The organism is Rhodovulum marinum, from assembly GCF_004343075.1.
Lineage (GTDB): Bacteria > Pseudomonadota > Alphaproteobacteria > Rhodobacterales > Rhodobacteraceae > Rhodovulum > Rhodovulum marinum.
The window spans coordinates 74,731-91,235 of record NZ_SLXP01000008.1; the positions used below are offsets into that span (position 1 = coordinate 74,731).

Annotated in this window: 12 protein-coding genes; 3 read left to right on the forward strand and 9 right to left on the reverse strand. The window is 67.6% G+C overall.

All coding sequences use genetic code 11. The features are described from left to right. Positions 1 to 124: 124 nt before the first annotated feature. Positions 125 to 991 (forward strand): branched-chain amino acid aminotransferase, encoded by an 867-nt coding sequence (locus EV662_RS12930; RefSeq protein WP_132463109.1) that lies wholly within the window; start codon positions 125 to 127, stop codon positions 989 to 991. A 124-nt stretch (positions 992 to 1,115) separates the two neighbouring features. After that, positions 1,116 to 2,549, forward strand: coding sequence for a citrate lyase subunit alpha (locus EV662_RS12935; protein ID WP_243695848.1), 1,434 nt, complete (start codon positions 1,116 to 1,118; stop codon positions 2,547 to 2,549). 100 nt (positions 2,550 to 2,649) lie between these two features. Here the strand turns inward: EV662_RS12935 and EV662_RS12940 are convergent, their stop codons facing one another. The 8 genes from EV662_RS12940 to EV662_RS12975 all read right to left on the reverse strand — a co-directional run bounded on the left by EV662_RS12940 (position 2,650) and on the right by EV662_RS12975 (position 14,438). Then, positions 2,650 to 3,222: a c-type cytochrome gene (locus EV662_RS12940; protein WP_132463115.1), complete on the reverse strand. Its 573-nt coding sequence runs from the start codon at positions 3,220 to 3,222 to the stop codon at positions 2,650 to 2,652. Further along, complete coding sequence (locus EV662_RS12945; protein WP_132463118.1) at positions 3,222 to 4,478, reverse strand: PQQ-dependent sugar dehydrogenase; 1,257 nt, start codon at positions 4,476 to 4,478, stop codon at positions 3,222 to 3,224. Before EV662_RS12945 ends, EV662_RS12940 begins: the two co-directional genes overlap by 1 nt. A gap of 139 nt (positions 4,479 to 4,617) precedes the next feature. After that, complete coding sequence (locus EV662_RS12950; RefSeq protein ID WP_132463121.1) at positions 4,618 to 5,541, reverse strand: DMT family transporter; 924 nt, start codon at positions 5,539 to 5,541, stop codon at positions 4,618 to 4,620. 157 nt (positions 5,542 to 5,698) lie between these two features. Then, a complete protein-coding gene (gene queG / locus EV662_RS12955) occupies positions 5,699 to 6,739 on the reverse strand; it encodes a tRNA epoxyqueuosine(34) reductase QueG (RefSeq protein WP_132463124.1) in 1,041 nt (346 codons plus the stop codon). Next, positions 6,736 to 7,401, reverse strand: a complete 666-nt coding sequence (gene fzlA / locus EV662_RS12960) for an FtsZ-binding protein FzlA (RefSeq protein ID WP_132463127.1) — start codon at positions 7,399 to 7,401, stop codon at positions 6,736 to 6,738. The genes queG and fzlA overlap by 4 nt, the downstream gene beginning before the upstream one ends. A gap of 53 nt (positions 7,402 to 7,454) precedes the next feature. Beyond that, on the reverse strand, positions 7,455 to 8,213 hold the full coding sequence (mtgA, locus tag EV662_RS12965) for a monofunctional biosynthetic peptidoglycan transglycosylase (protein ID WP_132463130.1): 759 nt from the start codon (positions 8,211 to 8,213) through the stop codon (positions 7,455 to 7,457). 105 nt (positions 8,214 to 8,318) lie between these two features. Next, positions 8,319 to 12,857, reverse strand: coding sequence for a glutamate synthase large subunit (gltB, locus tag EV662_RS12970; RefSeq protein ID WP_132463133.1), 4,539 nt, complete (start codon positions 12,855 to 12,857; stop codon positions 8,319 to 8,321). Between the two features lie 147 nt (positions 12,858 to 13,004). Then, a complete protein-coding gene (locus EV662_RS12975) occupies positions 13,005 to 14,438 on the reverse strand; it encodes an NAD(P)-dependent oxidoreductase (protein ID WP_132463136.1) in 1,434 nt (477 codons plus the stop codon). A 227-nt stretch (positions 14,439 to 14,665) separates the two neighbouring features. Between EV662_RS12975 and EV662_RS12980 the strand changes: the two genes are divergently transcribed. Then, positions 14,666 to 15,469, forward strand: a complete 804-nt coding sequence (locus EV662_RS12980; protein WP_132463139.1) for an undecaprenyl-diphosphate phosphatase — start codon at positions 14,666 to 14,668, stop codon at positions 15,467 to 15,469. Here the strand turns inward: EV662_RS12980 and EV662_RS12985 are convergent. Continuing rightward, a complete protein-coding gene (locus EV662_RS12985) occupies positions 15,466 to 16,452 on the reverse strand; it encodes a complex I NDUFA9 subunit family protein (protein WP_132463142.1) in 987 nt (328 codons plus the stop codon). The two genes, EV662_RS12980 and EV662_RS12985, sit on opposite strands and share 4 nt — an antisense overlap. Positions 16,453 to 16,505: the final 53 nt, after the last annotated feature.

A 16,505-nucleotide genomic window follows, 5' to 3' on the forward strand; every position in this document is an offset into this window, starting at 1 on the left:
ACTTTCCAAGACTCAACTGTTAGCGATCCGTGAATTTGACGCAAGATTATGTCCGCACCGGACCTAAACTGCGCAACATTCGGAAATTCAACGCCCCGGCGGGGGCAAGCGAAGGGAACGGGCGATGGCTGCCTATGACGACCGCGACGGCTTCATCTGGATGGACGGGAAACTGGTGCCCTGGCGCGAGGCCAACGTGCACATCCTGACCCATGCGATGCACTATGCCTCGTCGGTATTCGAGGGCGAGCGCGCCTATGGCGGCACCATCTTCAAGTCGCGCGAACATTCCGAGCGGCTGAAGAAATCGGCCAACCTGATCGACTTCGAAATCCCCTATTCCGTCGATGAACTCGAGGCGGCGAAATACGAGGTGATGAAGGCCAACGGCCTGACCGATGCCTATGTCCGCCCCGTCGCCTGGCGCGGCGCGGGCGAGGACATGGGCGTCGCCTCCCGCCGCAACCCGGTCCGCACCGCCATCGCGGTCTGGGAATGGGGCGCCTATTACGGCGACGCCAAGCTGAAGGGCGCCAAGCTGGACATTTCCAGGTGGAAACGCCCCAGCCCCGAAACCGCCCCCAGCCAGGCCAAGGCCGCCGGTCTCTACATGATCTGCACCATGTCCAAGCACGCCGCCGAGGCCAAGGGCTGTTCCGACGCGATGATGTTCGACTACCGCGGCTACGTGGCCGAGGCGACGGGCGCCAACATCTTCTTCGTCAAGGACGGCGAGGTGCACACGCCGAAACCCGACTGCTTCCTCAACGGCATCACCCGCCAGACCGTGATCGGCATGCTGCACGACCGCCAGATCAAGGTCGTGGAACGCCATATCGAACCGGGCGAACTCGAGGGCTTCCAGCAATGCTGGCTGACCGGCACCGCGGCCGAGGTCACCCCCGTCGGCCAGATCGGCGACTACAATTTCGAGGTGGGTGCGCTCGCCCGCGAGATGGTCGATTCTTACGAGAAACTGGTACGGGCCTGACCCGGTTCCGGCCGTTTCAGGCCGGAACAGAGCCTTTTTCGCCCGCCCGATGACAGGTCCGCGCCCTCCGCTGCCCGCCGAAATCCCCGGTTACGGCCCGGTCCGCCCTTACGCGGCCGGGCCGGTGCCCCCGGGCAGGCCCGGCCCCGAACGCGCCCCCAACACCGCCCCTGACAAGCGCGCGCCCTCGCTCGCCGCCGCACTTCGGGCCGCCGGGCTCCGCGACGGCGCCACCGTCAGCTTCCACCACCACCTGCGCAACGGCGACGCGGTCCTCAACATGGGGCTGGCCGAACTCGCCGCGCTGGGCCTGGGCGACCTGCACCTCGCTGCCTCCTCGCTGTTCCCGGTCCACGCGCCGCTGGCCGATCACATCCGCCGCGGCACGGTCACCCGGCTGTCCACCGCCTATATCTCCGGCCCCGTGGCACACGCGCTCGACGCGCTCGCCCAACCCGCCACGCTGCAAACCCATGGCGGCCGCGCCCGCGCGATCGAGGCGGGGGAACTGCCCATCGACCTCGCCATCATCGCCGCCCCCATGGCCGACCGCACCGGCAACCTGACCGGCGCTCTCGGCCCCTCCGCCTGCGGCCCGCTGGGCTACCCGATGGTCGAAGCGGCCCGCGCCCGCCACGTGATCGCGGTGACCGATTGCCTGTCCCCGACCCCGCTGACCGCACCCGAGATCCCCGGCCACCAGGTCGACCAGGTCGTCACCGTGCCCCGCCTGGGCGACGCGGGCCAGATCGTCTCGGGCACCACGCGCCCCACTGACAACCCGCAGGCCCGCCATATCGCCGCCCTCGCCGCCCGGGTCATCGCGGCCTCCGGCCTCCTGGCCGACGGGATATCCTTCCAGACCGGCGCGGGCGGCATCTCGCTCGCCGCCGCGCGCGACCTCGGCCAGATCATGGCCCAGCGCGGCATCACCGGGAGCTTCGCGTCGGGGGGCATCACCGGCACCCTGGTCGATCTCTTCCGCGCCGGCCTCTTCCGCGACCTCCTCGACGTGCAATGCTTCGATCTCGCCGCCGTGGCGTCGTTCCGCGAGGATGCCGCGCACCGCGCCATGTCGGCCAGCGACTACGCTAACCCCTGGCACCCCGACCCGGTCGCGCACCGGCTGGACGCCGTGATCCTCGGCGCGGCCGAGGTCGATCTCGACTTCAACGTGAACGTCACGCTGGGGGCGGACGGCGTGATCCTCGGCGGCTCGGGCGGGCATGCCGACACCGCCGCGGGCGCGAAACTGACCGTCATCACCACCGCGCTCACCGCCCGCGGCACCCCGAAAATCGTGCCGCGCGTGGGCTGCATCACCACCCCCGGCGACACCGTCGACGTCATCGTGACCGAGGCCGGCCTCGCCGTGAACCCGCGCCGCCCCGATCTCGCCGACCGGCTGCGCCACGCGGGCCTGCCCCTTACCCCCATCGCCGACCTGGTCCGCGCCGCCGGGTCCGACAACAGACCCTGTTCCGCCCAAACCGGCCCGATCCGCGCGGTCTCGCACTACCGTGACGGGCGGGTGACGGACGTGATCCGCGCGCCCTAGGGTCTTTTTCTTGGCGAAAATACTCCGGGGGAGTCGCCCGCAAGGGCGACGGGGGCAGCGCCCCCACCGGTCGCCGCGCGCCAGCGCGGCGAAACCGGGCTCAGCCCGGCTCCTGCACCTCGAGTTTCATCGCGGCATACCAGTCGGCATAGGCGCGGATTTCCTCGTCGCTCAGGTCGGCGGCGATCTCCGACATGATCTCGTGCGTCCGCTGGCCGTTGCGGAACGCCTTCAGCTGCGTCGCGATATAGATGTTGGTCTCGTTCGCCAGGTTCGGCGCATCCTCGTTCAGCGCGATCCCGTTCGCCCCGTGGCAATTCACGCAAAGCGACGGCGCCGCGTCCGGGTCCGCCCCCGCGGGCAGGCTGGCCGAGGCGCCATGCGCCGAATACCACGCCGCCACATCGGCGATCTGCTGGTCGGTCAGACCCTTGGCCACCACGCTCATCATCTCGTGCTCGCGCGCCCCGGACCGGAACGCTTCCAGCTGGCGCGTGATGTAACTCACCGGCTCGCCCGAGATATGCGGCGCGATCGGCACCTGCGCCACGCCCTGCAACCCGTGACACACCCGGCACAGGCCCGCCACCTTGCGCCCCGCTTCCAGGTCCTGCGCCAGCGCGCCCCCGGCGAGGATACCCCCGCCGAGAGCCAGGGCGATCAGCCCTTTCATCAGCTGCCCTCGTACCAGATGCGGTAGACCGCCCCGGCCAGGTCGTCCGACACCAGGATCGACCCATCGCGCAGCTGCGCCACGTCGACCGGACGGCCCAGGTATTCGCCGTTCTCGTCGATCCAGCCTTCGGCAAAGGGCTCGGAGGTGGCGTTCCCCTCCTCGTCGATGAAGGTCACCATGACCCGCGCCCCCACCGGCGTGGTGCGGTTCCACGACCCGTGCTGGGCGGAGAAGATGGCGTTCCTGTACTTCTCGGGGAACATGTTGCCGGTATAGAAGGTCATGCCCAGGTCGGCGGCATGGGCCACCATCTCGACCGCGGGCATCACCACCTCGACGGGTACCTCTTCGCCGGCATATTCGTTGGTGCGCACATCGCCGCCGCCATACCACGGGTGGCCGAAATGCTGGCCCATGGCGGTCTGCCGGTTCAGCTCGCCCGGCGGAATGTCGTCGCCCATCCCGTCCACCTGGTTGTCGGTGAACCACAGCTCGCCGGTGACCGGGTGGAAGTCATGCCCGACCGAGTTGCGGATGCCGTAGGTATAGACCTCGCGGCCCGTCCCATCCAGGTTCATCCGGATCATGCCGCCGATGCCGACCTCGTTGTAAAGGTCCAGCTTCTCCTTGGGCGCCACGTTGAAGGGTTGCCCCAGCGAGATGTAGATCTTGCCATCCGGCCCGATCTTGCAGACCCGCGCGGTGTGGTTGTAGCTTTCTTCCTCGGGCGGGATCAGCTCGCCCTGGGCCACCAGGTTGAACGCCGCCACGTCCGGGCTTTCGTAAAAGAATTCCGCCGCCGGGAACAGCAGCACCCGGTTCTGTTCGGCGATGTACAGGAACCCGTCATCCGAAAAGCACGGCCCGTTCGGGATCGCGAATTTCAGCGAGGGGGCGAAATCCTTGACCTCGTCGGCGACGCGGTCCTTGTTGCGGTCGGTGACCGACCAGACCTTGTCCTTGCGGGTGCCGACGAAGGTGACGATGCCCTGCGGCCCCACCGCCATGTGGCGTGCGTCCGGCACCACGGCGTAAAGCCCGATCTTGAACCCGTCGGGCAGGGTGATCCGTTCCAGGTTGCGCTTGATCCCGTCCGCGAAATCGCCGGTCTGTTCGACAAAGGTGAACTCGGTCACGCCGGTGGTCTGGAAATTTCCCAGCTTTTCCAGGTTGTCCGGCACGTCGGCGCCCTGCGCCAGAACAGGTGTCGAAAGCACGGCCCAGGCGGCCGCGCCCATCAATGCACGTTTCATGTCTCCTCCCTCCGGGGGTTACCCCGTCCTTTTCCCGCGGCATCGCGCCGAAGGCGATCCGACGGTACCACGCAGTCGGGAGTCGGCAAATTGATCCGAAAGTCGGCGTTTTCGCCCGGCGCCGGCGCGCTAGGCGGCCCTAGCCCTGCGGGGTCATCCCCTTGCGCGCGCGGCTGCGCTCCAGGCCCAGCTGGCGTTCGCGCCAGATGATCAGCACGCCCGCCGCGATCACCAGGCTTGCCCCCATCAACGTCGCCCGCGTCGGGACCTCGTCGAACACCGCATAGCCCACGGCCAACGCCATAAGCATCGAGGCATAGTCGAACGGCGCCACCACCGCCGCCTCGGCATGGCGATAGGCCGAGGTCAGGCAGATCTGCGCCAGCCCCCCCAATATGCCGGCGCCGACCAGCATCGCCGCCTCGGCCGGGCCGGGCACCACCCAGCCAAAGGGGATCGTGGCCAGCGACAGAACCGAGGCCGTGACCGAGAACCAGAACACGATGGACGAGGTGCTTTCGGTGGCGACCAGCTTGCGCACGAAAACCTGCGCCAGTGCCGCGCAGGTGGCGCCCCCCAGCACCACGATGGCGCCCAGTGCCTCGCGCGCGTCCATCGCGTCGCTGCCGAAGGCGGTCAGCCGGGGCGACAGCACGATAAGCACGCCCACCAGCCCCAGCGCGACCGCGCTGAGCCGGAACAGGCGCACCCGCTCGCCCAGGAACATCGCGGCGAAGATCACCACCAGCAGCGGCGCGGCATAGCCGATGGCGGTGACCTCGGGCAGCGGCAGAAGGCCCAGCCCCGCGAACATCAGCCCCATCGCCGTCCCGCCCACCAGCCCGCGCCACAGGTGCCCCATCGGGTTGCGGGTGCGAAGGCCCCGGGACAGCTGCCCCTGCCAGGTCAGCCAGACCAGGATGACCGGAATGGCAAAGAACGATCGAAAGAACACCGCCTCGCCCGGCGGCACGTGATCGGCCGACGCCTTGATCAGCGCCGACATCGCCACGAACAGCGCGACCGAGGCGAGTTTCAGGGCGATGGCACGGGCGGGGTTCATGGGGGCACTCGGGATGCGGGGATGGGCCCTGCTTACGCCTGTCGCGGCGGGTTGGGAAGGGTTCGGGTTTCGCCCCGGCTGACGCCGGGGCGACCCGCGCGGGGGGCGCTGCCCCCCGCGACCCCCCGGAGTATTTGGACCAAGAAAAAGACGGGGGTCAGGGGTCCGAAAGCCGCCCGACGGCCCAGCGCGCAGCGTCGGCCACGGCGGGGTCGGGGTCGTGGATCAGTCTCTGAACCGGCCCGATCAGCGTTTTGTCGCCGGAATTGCCGATGGCATAGCAGACGTTGCGCACGAAGCGGTCGCGCCCGATCCGCTTGATCGGCGAGCCGGAGAAGCGCGCGCGAAAGGCGGCATCGTCGAGCGCCGCCAACTCGGCCAGCGGTGGGGCGCACAGGTCGTCGCGGGCGGCGTATTTCGCCTCGGTCGCGGCGACCGCGAACTTGTTCCACGGGCACACCGCCAGGCAATCGTCGCAGCCATAGATGCGGTTGCCGAGGCCCGGGCGCAGGGCCTCGTCCACCGGGCCCTTGTGCTCGATCGTCAGGTAGGAAATGCAGCGCCGCGCATCGAGCTGGAACGGCGCGGGGAAGGCGCGCGTCGGGCAGATGTCGAGGCAGGCGGTGCAGCGTCCGCAATGGTCCGTCTCGGGCGGGTCGGGGGGCAGGTTCACGGTGGTGAACATCGCACCGAGGAAGACCCAGTTGCCCAAGTCCCGCGACAGCAGGTTCGTATGCTTGCCCTGCCAGCCCAGACCGGCGGCCTGGGCCAGCGGTTTTTCCATCACCGGGGCGGTGTCGACGAAGACCTTGATTTCCGCCCCCGGCGCCTGGTCGATCAGCCAGCGGCCCAGCCGTTTCAGCCGTTTCTTGACCACGTCGTGGTAATCGCGGTTCTGCGCGTAGACGGAAATCGCCGCCCGGTCGCGGCGCGCCAGCACGTCCAGCGGGTCATGCTCGGGGGTGTAGGGTTCGGCCAGCATCACCACCGATTGCGCCGCCGGCCACAGCGCCGCCGGATCGCCGCGCCAGGCCATGCGCTCGGCCATCCAGGTCATCTGGCCGTGGCGGCCCTGGCCGACGAACGCGGCCAGCCGGGCCGGGGCCTGCGGAATCGCGTCGGGGCGGCACACGCCCATCGCCGCGAACCCCTCGTCCAGGGCGCGCGCCTTCAGGCGATCCTTGAGACCCGCGCTCAAAAGTCGAGATTGGCGTAGTGCCGGGGCGGCGGAAAGCCGGGCACCTGGTCGGCCAGGATGTTGCGGAAGGCGGGGCGCGACTTGATCTTGGCGTACCAGTCCTTGACCGCGGCGTTGCGGTTCCAGTCGACATCGGAAATGTAGTCCAGCGCCGACAGATGCGCGGCGGCCGCGAAATCCGCGAGCGTCATCACGTCGCCCGCCAGCCACCGGCGTTGGTCCAGCAGCCAGCCCATGTAATCGATGTGATACTTGATCGCCTGCGCGCCCGCCTTGACCGCGCGGCTGTCGGGATAGCCCTGGCCCATCAGCTTCTTGTTGACGCGTTCATACAGCAGGTTCGACGTCACCTCGGCGTGGAACTTGTCATCGAACCAGAAGCACAGTCGCCGCGCCTCGGCCCGGTCGGCGGGGCTGCCGGGCAAGAGCGGCGGGTCGGGGTACGTCTCGTCGAGGTATTCGCAGATCGCCTGGCTTTCGGCCATGCTGCGCCCGTCCATCCGCAGCACGGGCACCTTGCCCGCGGGGTTGCGGCGCATGAAATCGGCGTCGCGTTCCCAATAGCGTTCCTCGACCAGTTCGACCTCGATCTTCTTCTCGGCCAGCACAAGGCGGACCTTGCGGCAAAAGGGCGAAAGCGCGACGTGATAGAGACGGTTCATGGCACGACCGGGGGTACACCTGTGGTCCCTCTTGCCCGCTTGGGCGCGGTTTTTCAACTCTCGAAGCAGTCCGACCGCCCATCGGCCCGGATCGTGGCCGCGCCATCCAGGATCTGCGCGGCCCGGCGTTTCAGGGCGGGCGTCAGGCGGGCGGCGTTGCGCCCCTTGGGGTCGGGCAAGACGGCGGCCAGCGCCCCGGCCTGGGCCGCCGACAGTTGCGCGGGCGGCACGCCGAAATAGTGCCGCGCGGCGGCGTCGATGCCGAACACGCCCTCGCCGAACTCGGCCACGTTCAGGTAGACCTCCAGGATGCGCCGCTTGGACCAGGCCAGTTCGACCCCCGGCGTGATCACCGCCTCCAGCGCCTTGCGCGGCCAGCTGCGCCCCTGCCACAGGTACACGTTCTTGACCGTCTGCTGGCTGATGGTCGAGGCGCCATAGCGCCCGCCCGCCTCGATCGCGCCGCGGATGGCGCGCATGTCAAAGCCCCAGTGACGGCAGAAATTCGCATCCTCCGCCGCCACCGTCGCGCGCAGCATGACCGGCGCGATATCGTCGGCGGCGATCCAGTGATGCTCGATCCCGCCCAGCCGCCGCGCCTCGGACAGCATCGTCCATGTGGTCGGCGGGTTCAGAACGGCGGGCGCGAGGATCGCCAGACCCACCAGCGCCAGCCCGCCGAACGCCCCGCGCCGCCCCCACCGCCGCAGCCGCGCGCCCAGCGGCAGGGCCGGCCTTGCCGATGCGCGTTTGCGCGGCGCGGGTTTCTTGCGCGCGCCCTTGCCAGAGCGTGATTTCGTTTGCCGTGCCATGGGCCGCGTCATAGCCCAGCGCCGCGCGCTTGACCATTGTCCCGGAACGCGAAACCCCCGCGGCAGGCACCGCGGGGGTCAGATGTCTTCGGGCCGAAACAGACCCTATTCCGCCGGAACCGCGCGTTCCTCGATGCCCAGCGGGTGGGACAGGTGCGCCAGCATCTCCTTGGGGCAGACCTGCAGGAAGTTGCCTTTTTCCAGGTCCCAGTGGTCCAGGATGTCGCGCGCGCGGCGGCTTCCGGTTTCCTCGGCATGGCGCGCGATCAGGCCTTTCAGCTCGGCCTCCCAGTGCTGGACGGTGACCCGGCAGGTCACCAGCGTCTCCATGTTCATCCGGTCCTGGGCGATGCCGTCGGGATCGTACAGATAGGCCATCCCGCCGGTCATGCCCGCGCCGAAATTGGCCCCGATCCGGCCCAGGATCACCGCCACCCCGCCGGTCATGTATTCACAGCCGTTCGAGCCGCAGCCCTCGACCACGACCCGCGCGCCCGAGTTGCGCACCGCGAACCGTTCGCCCGCCCGGCCCAGCGCGAACAGGTAACCGTCCGTCGCGCCATACAGCACCGTGTTGCCGATGATCGTGTTGTCCGACGCCACCAGCGGCGAGGACAGCGGCGGGCGCACCACGATGGTCGCCCCCGACAGGCCCTTGCCGACATAGTCGTTGGCATCGCCCGCCACCACGATCTTCAGCCCCGGCGCCCCGAACGCGCCCAGCGACTGCCCCGCGCTGCCCGCCAGTTTCACGGTCAGGTGGTCGGGCTGCAGCTTGTTGCGCATCCCGAACTTCTGCACGATGTGGCTGGACACGCGGGTGCCGATGGTCCGGTCGGTGTTCCGCACCGCGTAAGACACCTGCATCTTCTCGCCATCCTCGAAGAACCGGTGCGCATCGCGCAGGATCGCGGCGTCCAGCGTGTCGGGCACCGCGTTGCGCGGGCGGTAACGGTCCAGTTTCGGCCGGTCCGACGCATCGACCTGCACCAGCAGCGGGTTCAGGTCCAGGTCGTCCAGATGCGCCGACCCGCGGCTGACCTGCGCCAGAAGGTCGGTGCGCCCGATCACGTCGTCCATCGACCGCGCGCCGATCTGCGACAGGATTTCCCGCACTTCCTGCGCGTAGAAGGTGATCAGGTTCACCACCTTGTCGGCGTTGCCGGTGAACTTGGCGCGCAGGCGTTCGTCCTGCGTACACACGCCCACCGGGCAGGTGTTCGACTGGCATTGCCGCACCATGATGCAGCCCATCGCGATCAGCGCGGCGGTACCGATGCCGTATTCCTCGGCCCCCATCATCGCCGCCATGACGATGTCGCGGCCCGTGCGCAGGCCCCCATCGGTGCGCAGGGTCACCCGCTCGCGCAGGTTGTTCATGCTCAGCACCTGGTGCGCCTCGGTCAGGCCCATTTCCCAGGGCAGGCCGGCATACTTGATCGACGTCGCGGGCGACGCCCCCGTGCCGCCATTATGCCCCGAGATCAGGATCACGTCGGCCTTGGCCTTGGCCACGCCGGCGGCAATCGTGCCGACGCCGCTGGAGGCCACCAGCTTCACCGTCACCTTGCAGCGCGGGTTGATCTGTTTCAGGTCATAGATCAGCTGCGCCAGGTCCTCGATCGAATAGATATCGTGGTGCGGCGGGGGCGAGATCAGCGTGACGCCCTTGGTCGAATGCCGCAGCCGCGCGATCAGGTCCGTGACCTTCATCCCCGGCAACTGGCCGCCCTCGCCGGGCTTCGCGCCCTGGGCCACCTTGATTTCCAGTTCCTCGCAGTGGTTCAGGTATTCCGCCGTCACGCCGAACCGGCCCGAGGCCACCTGCTTGATCTTGGCCGACGGGTTGTCGCCGTTGGGTTCGGGGTGGAAATGCGCCGGATCCTCGCCGCCCTCGCCACTGTCGGACTTCGCGCCGATCCGGTTCATCGCCACGTTCAGCGTCTTGTGCGCCTCGGGCGACAGCGCGCCCAGCGACATGCCCGGCGTCACGAACCGCTTGCGGATCGAGGTGATCGATTCCACCTCCTCGATCGGGATCGGCTTGCCGATGGGCTTGATGTCCAAGAGGTCGCGCAGGTGGATCGGCGGGTTGGCCCGCATCGCCGCCGAGAACTGTTTCCACAGCTCGTAGGACGCGCTGTCGCAGGCCTTCTGCATGATCGACATGGTCTTGGCTTCCCAGGCGTGGGTCTCGCCGGTGCGCCGCGCCTTGTAGAAGCCGCCGATGGGCAGCACGTCGCGCCCGCCGCGCCAGCCAAGGCGATGCACCTCTTCCAGCTTGCGCTGGATGCCGGTCACGCCGATGCCGGAAATGCGCGAATGCATGCCGGGGAAGTATTCCGCGCACATCGCCCGGCTCAGCCCCACCGCCTCGAAGTTCAGCCCGCCGCGATAGGACGAGATCACCGAGATGCCCATCTTGGACATGATCTTCAAAAGGCCCAGGTCGATCGCCTTGCGGAACCGCGCCACCGCCTCGGTCAGGCTGCACTCCAGCAGGCCGCGATTGATCCGGTCGGCCAGGGTGTCCTCGGCCAGGTAGGCGTTGACGGTCGTCGCGCCGCAGCCGATCAGCACGGCGAAATAATGCGGGTCCACGCATTCGGCCGACCGCACGTTCAGCGAGGTGAAGGTCCGCAGACCCTTGCGCGTCAGCCAGCTGTGCACCGCGCTGGTCGCCAGGATCATCGGCATCGCCACCCGGTCCTCGGACTGGTGCTGATCGGTCAGCACCAGGTGCCCCGCACCCGAGCGCACCGCATCCTCGGCCTCGGCCCGGATCCGCGCCAGCGCCTCGCGCAGCGCATCGGGCCCCGCGCCCGCCGGGAAGGTGCAGTCGATTTCCGTCATCGGCACGACGAACTGCTTCACCAGCTCATCGAACTGCGCGTTGCCCAGGAACGGGCTTTCCAGGATGATGATGCGCGTCTGGCTGCCATCCTCGTCCAGCACGTTGCGCAGGTTGCCGAACCGCGTCTTCAGGCTCATCACCCGGTATTCGCGCAAGCTGTCGATCGGCGGGTTGGTCACCTGGCTGAAATTCTGGCGGAAGAAATGGCTGAGCGGCCGGTATTTCTCCGACAGAACCGCCGACGGCGTGTCGTCGCCCATCGAGGCGATCGCCTCCTTGCCGTCCTCGGCCATCGGCATCAGGATCGACTCGATCTCCTCGACCGAGAAGCCCGCCGCGATCTGCCGCTTGCGCAGTTCTGCGCCCTCGTACAGCGTCTTTTCCTCGGCGCCGGCCAGCGTCTCGTCCAGCTCGTGCACCTTTTCCAGCCAGTCGCTGAACGGCTGGCTGGCGGCCAGCATGTCCTTCAGCTCGCTGTCGTGGAACAGCTTGCCCTCTTTCATGTCGACGGCGATCATCTGGCCCGGGCCCAACGCGCCCTTTTCGCGCACGGTGGATTCGTCGGTCGGCACCATGCCGATTTCCGACCCCGCGATCAGCAACCCGTCGCCGGTCACCACGTACCGCATCGGCCGCAGCCCGTTACGGTCCAGCCCGCCGCAGACCCAGCGCCCGTCGGTCATCGCCAGCGCCGCGGGGCCGTCCCAGGGCTCCATCACCGAATTCACATAGGCATACATGTTGCGCCAGCTTTGCGGCAGCTCGACCGCCTGGTTCGACCAGGCCTCGGGCACCAGCATCGTCTTGGCCATCGGCGCGCTGCGGCCCGCGCGCACCAGCACCTCGAACACCGAATCCAGCGCCGCCGAATCCGACGACCCCTGCGCCACGATCGGCTTGATATCCTCGGCCAGCTCGCCAAAGGCCGAGGACGCCATGCGGATTTCGTGGCTCTTCAACCAGTTCAGGTTGCCCTTCAGCGTGTTGATCTCGCCGTTATGGGCCAGCATGCGGAACGGCTGGGCCAGCCACCATTGCGGGAAGGTGTTGGTGGAATAGCGCTGGTGATAGATCGCAAAGGCGGACGCAAAGCGTTCGTCCTGCAGGTCGGGATAGAACTCGGCCACCTGCTCGGCCAGCATCATGCCCTTGTAGATGATGCTGCGGCAGGACAGCGAACACAGGTACAGCGTCGGCACCTGGGCGGCGGCGGCGGCCTTCTCGATCCGGCGGCGAATGACGTAAAGCTCGCGCTCGAACGTCTCTTCGTCCACGCCCTTGGAATTCGAGATCAGGATCTGTTCGATCTCGGGCCGCGTCGCGTTGGCCTTTTCGCCCAGAACATCGGTGTTCACCGGCACGTGGCGCCAGCCGTAGATGTAATAACCCATCCGCAGGACTTCGGTTTCCACGATGGTCCGGCACACCTCTTGCGCGCCGAAATCGGTGCGCGGCAGGAACACCTGGCCCACCGCGATCAGGCGTTCGGGGTGGGGTTCGTGGCCGGTGCGGCGGATCTGGTCATAGAAGAACGGCACCGGGATCTGCACGTGGATGCCCGCGCCGTCGCCGGTCTTGCCATCCGCATCGACCGCGCCGCGGTGCCAGACCGCCTTCAGCGCGTCGATGCCTTTCTCGACCACCTGGCGCGACGGCTTGCCGTCGATCGCCACGACCAGCCCCACCCCGCAGGACGCGTGTTCGTCATCGGGGCGGTAAAGCCCGTGCTCGGCCATGTAGGCGCGCTTGGCTTCCTCGTTGGCCACCCAGGCAGCGTCGTATTTCGTCATGGTCGGAACCCTTCCGTGATGGGTCAGGGGCTATGCCCTAATCTTGTCTCGGTCCTCGGGGGCGGTGCACGAAACTCATATGGAATTCATATGCGATTCATATGGAATTCATATCGCGGTTTCGCGCCGTTTCCCGCCCGCCGGCTGTCACTCCGCCGCGACCTGCGCGGGCTGCGCCAGATAGGCCAGGATGCTGTCGGCGGCCTCGCGCCCGTCGCGAATCGCCCAGACCACCAGGCTTGCGCCGCGCACGATATCGCCCACGGCGAACACGCCCGGCAGGCTGGTTTCGTGGCTGCGGAAATCGGCCTTGATGGTGCCCCAGCGGGTCACTTCCAGCGCGGTTTCGCCCCACAGCGTCGGCAGGTCCTCGGGCTCGAAGCCCAGCGCGGCGATCACCAGGTCGGCGGGTTCGACGTAATCCGCGCCCTCGATCACCTCGGGGGTCTGGCGGCCGGTGGCGTCCGGCGGGCCCAGGCGCATCTTTTGCACCATCACCGATTCCACCGGGTCGCCGGCGAACCCCTTGGGCGCCGAAAGCCACACGAATTCCACGCCTTCCTCTTCGGCGTTCTGCACCTCGCGCTGCGATCCGGGCATGTTGGCCCGGTCGCGGCGATACAGGCATTTCACCGTTTCCGCGCCTTGCCGGATCGCCGTGCGCACGCAATCCATCGCGGTGTCGCCGCCGCCGATCACGACGACGCGCTTGCCCTGCGCGTTCAACTCTCCGCTTTCGAATTCCGGCACGCTGTCGCCGAAGCCCACCCGGTTCGAGGCGGTCAGGTAGTCGATGGCGCGCACGATGCCCGGCACGCCCACGCCGGGCGCCTGCAGGCCGCGCGACTTGTAGACGCCGGTGGCGATCAGCACCGCGTCATGCTTGCCGCGGATCGCGTCGAAACTGATGTCTTCGCCCACGTTGCAGTTCAGAACGAACTCCACGCCGCCCTGCTCCAGCTGCTGCACGCGGCGCATCACCACGTCCTTTTCCAGCTTGAACCCCGGGATGCCATAGGTCAGCAGCCCGCCCGCGCGGTCGTGGCGGTCATAGACCGTGACCTGCAGGCCCTGCCGGCGCAGCACGTCGGCCGCCGCCAGCCCGCCGGGCCCCGCGCCGATGATGCCCACGCTTTCGGGGCGTTCCTCGGCGGGCGCGATGGGCTGCACCCAGCCTTCGTCCCAGGCGGTATCGGTGATGTATTTTTCCACCGCGCCGATCGTGACGGTGCCGTGGCCCGACTGTTCGATGACGCAATTGCCTTCGCACAGGCGGTCCTGCGGGCAGATGCGGCCGCAGATTTCCGGGAAGGTGTTGGTGGCCTGGCTGATTTCATAGGCCTCTTGCAGGCGGCCCTCGGCGGTCAGGCGCAGCCAGTCGGGGATGTTGTTGTGCAGCGGGCAATGCGACTGGCAATAGGGCACGCCGCACTGGCTGCAGCGGGCGGCCTGCTCGGCGGCCTTCTCGCCGGCGTACTCGGCATAAATCTCGTTGAAATCATGCGCGCGCGACTCTGCGTCCCGCTTCAGGGGCATTTCCTTGGCGACGCTGACGAACTGAAGCATCTGACGCTTCGACATGGAACTCTCCCTGCGGCACGGCCTCGTTTTTCCAGCCGCCTCTATACGAGCGTTCCAGCGCAATTAAAAGTCATATAGGCTGACCTTTTTGGAAAAAATTTTCGCCCCGAACCGCGCAGCCACGCCTCATGAGGTAATTTTAGGTCAGTATATATTCCATATCACGTGCCTTCTCATTCCGAATCAAGCGCGTATGCTGCCCGCGATTCCTGTAGCGGCGGATTCCCATGGAACTTTACAACCTGCTTCTGATCGCGGTGATCCAGGGGATTACCGAGTTCCTGCCGATTTCGTCCTCGGGTCACCTGATCCTATTGCCGCACCTGACCGGCCAGGCCGACCAGGGCCAGGTCATCGACGTCGCGGTGCATGTCGGCACGTTGGGCGCGGTGATCCTGTACTTCCGCAAGGACGCGATGCTGGCGCTGCGCGGGCTGGGCGGGGTCGTCCGGGGCCAGATCGACACCCCCGGCGCATTCCTGGCGCTGTGCCTGATCGTGGCCACGATTCCCGTCATGGTGCTGGGCCTGATCATCAAACTGACCGGCTTCGACGGGGCGCTGCGCAGCATGGCGGTGATCGGCTGGACGATGCTGGTCTTCGGGCTGCTGCTGTGGTGGGTCGACATCCGGTCGCCGCAAACCCGCAAGGCCCCGCAATGGACATTGAAACACGCGGCGATCCTGGGGCTGTGGCAGGCCATCGCGCTGATCCCGGGCACCTCGCGGTCGGGGATCACCATCACGGGGGCACGGGCGCTGGGCTATGACCGGGTCGGCGCGGCACGCATCTCGATGCTGATGTCGATCCCCACGATCATCGCCTCGGGCGTTCTGCTGGGCGGCGAGGTGATCCTGGACGCCGATCTGGCCATGGCCCGCGACGGCGCCATCGCCGCCGGGTTCGCCTTTGTCTCGGCGCTGGTCGCGCTGGCGGTGATGATGCGGCTGGCCCGCTCGATCAGCTTTACGCCCTACGTCATCTACCGGGTCGTGCTGGGCGCCGTCCTGCTGGGGATCGCCTACACCTAGGACCGCAGCCGCTTGGCCGATTCCCGGATGTCGTAGAACTGCCCGGCGGGGCGATAGCGCCACAGGTATTCCGGCAGCACCGATTCCATCGCGGTGGGTCTGATCCCCAGTTCGGCAAAGCCGGGCATGCCCTCGCCCACGACGTTGTCGATGGCCAGGTTCGTCACCTGGTCGCGGGTCAGAACCGTGTTCTTGAACAGCTCCAGCGTCAGACGCTGCAGAAGGTCGAACACCGTTGCCATGGCGGCGGAAACGAACAGCGGCAGGTTCAGAACGATCCGGTTCGGCCGGCCGATCACCTCGAGCATCTCTTCCATCAGTTCGGCAAAGGTGCGTACCTCGGGGCCGCCCAGTTCGTAGATGCCGGGTTTGGCCTGGCCGGTCACGCCCAGAACTGCGGCCTGCGCAACATCATCGACATAGACCGGCTGGAACCGGGTATTGCCGCCCGTGACCGGCAGCACCGGCGCGAACCGCGCCATCGAGGCGAAGCGGTTGAAGAACTGGTCCTCGGGGCCGAAGATCACCGAAGGCCGCAGGATCACGGCATTCGGGAACTGCTCCAGAACCGCCTGTTCGCCGCGCCCCTTGGTTTCGGCATAGGCGCTTTTGGCATGGGGATCGGCCCCGATGGCCGAGATCTGCACCAGACGCTCGACCCCGGCCTTGGCGGCCTCTTCGGCAATGTGCAGGGCGCCGTAATGCTGCACGAGGCCAAAGGTGTTGCGGCCGACCTCGTTCAGGATGCCGACGCAATTGACCACCGCGTCCGCCCCTTGCACCGCGGCGGCGACCGAGTCGCGGTCGCGGATGTTGCACAGGATCGGCTCCACCTGGCCGACCGCGCCATAGGTGCGCACGAAGATCGCTTCGTTCGGGCGGCGCACCGCAACGCGCACCCGCCAGCCGGCATCGGCCATGCGCCGTGCGACATAGCGCCCGACAAAGCCAGAGCCTCCGAAAATCGTCACCAGCCTGGACATTGCAAGCCTCCCTCGCGAATTGCGCCCTGCCCTGCAATATAGGGCCGGGCCGC

Coding starts and splice junctions, on each gene's coding strand:
- EV662_RS12930 (WP_132463109.1), top strand. CDS start 125: ATGGCTGCCTATGACGACCGCGACGGCTTCATCTGGATGGACGGGAAA.
- EV662_RS12940 (WP_132463115.1), bottom strand. CDS start 3,222: ATGAAAGGGCTGATCGCCCTGGCTCTCGGCGGGGGTATCCTCGCCGGG.
- EV662_RS12945 (WP_132463118.1), bottom strand. CDS start 4,478: ATGAAACGTGCATTGATGGGCGCGGCCGCCTGGGCCGTGCTTTCGACA.
- EV662_RS12950 (WP_132463121.1), bottom strand. CDS start 5,541: ATGAACCCCGCCCGTGCCATCGCCCTGAAACTCGCCTCGGTCGCGCTG.
- fzlA (WP_132463127.1), bottom strand. CDS start 7,401: ATGAACCGTCTCTATCACGTCGCGCTTTCGCCCTTTTGCCGCAAGGTC.
- mtgA (WP_132463130.1), bottom strand. CDS start 8,213: ATGGCACGGCAAACGAAATCACGCTCTGGCAAGGGCGCGCGCAAGAAA.
- gltB (WP_132463133.1), bottom strand. CDS start 12,857: ATGACGAAATACGACGCTGCCTGGGTGGCCAACGAGGAAGCCAAGCGC.
- EV662_RS12975 (WP_132463136.1), bottom strand. CDS start 14,438: ATGTCGAAGCGTCAGATGCTTCAGTTCGTCAGCGTCGCCAAGGAAATG.
- EV662_RS12980 (WP_132463139.1), top strand. CDS start 14,666: ATGGAACTTTACAACCTGCTTCTGATCGCGGTGATCCAGGGGATTACC.
- EV662_RS12985 (WP_132463142.1), bottom strand. CDS start 16,452: ATGTCCAGGCTGGTGACGATTTTCGGAGGCTCTGGCTTTGTCGGGCGC.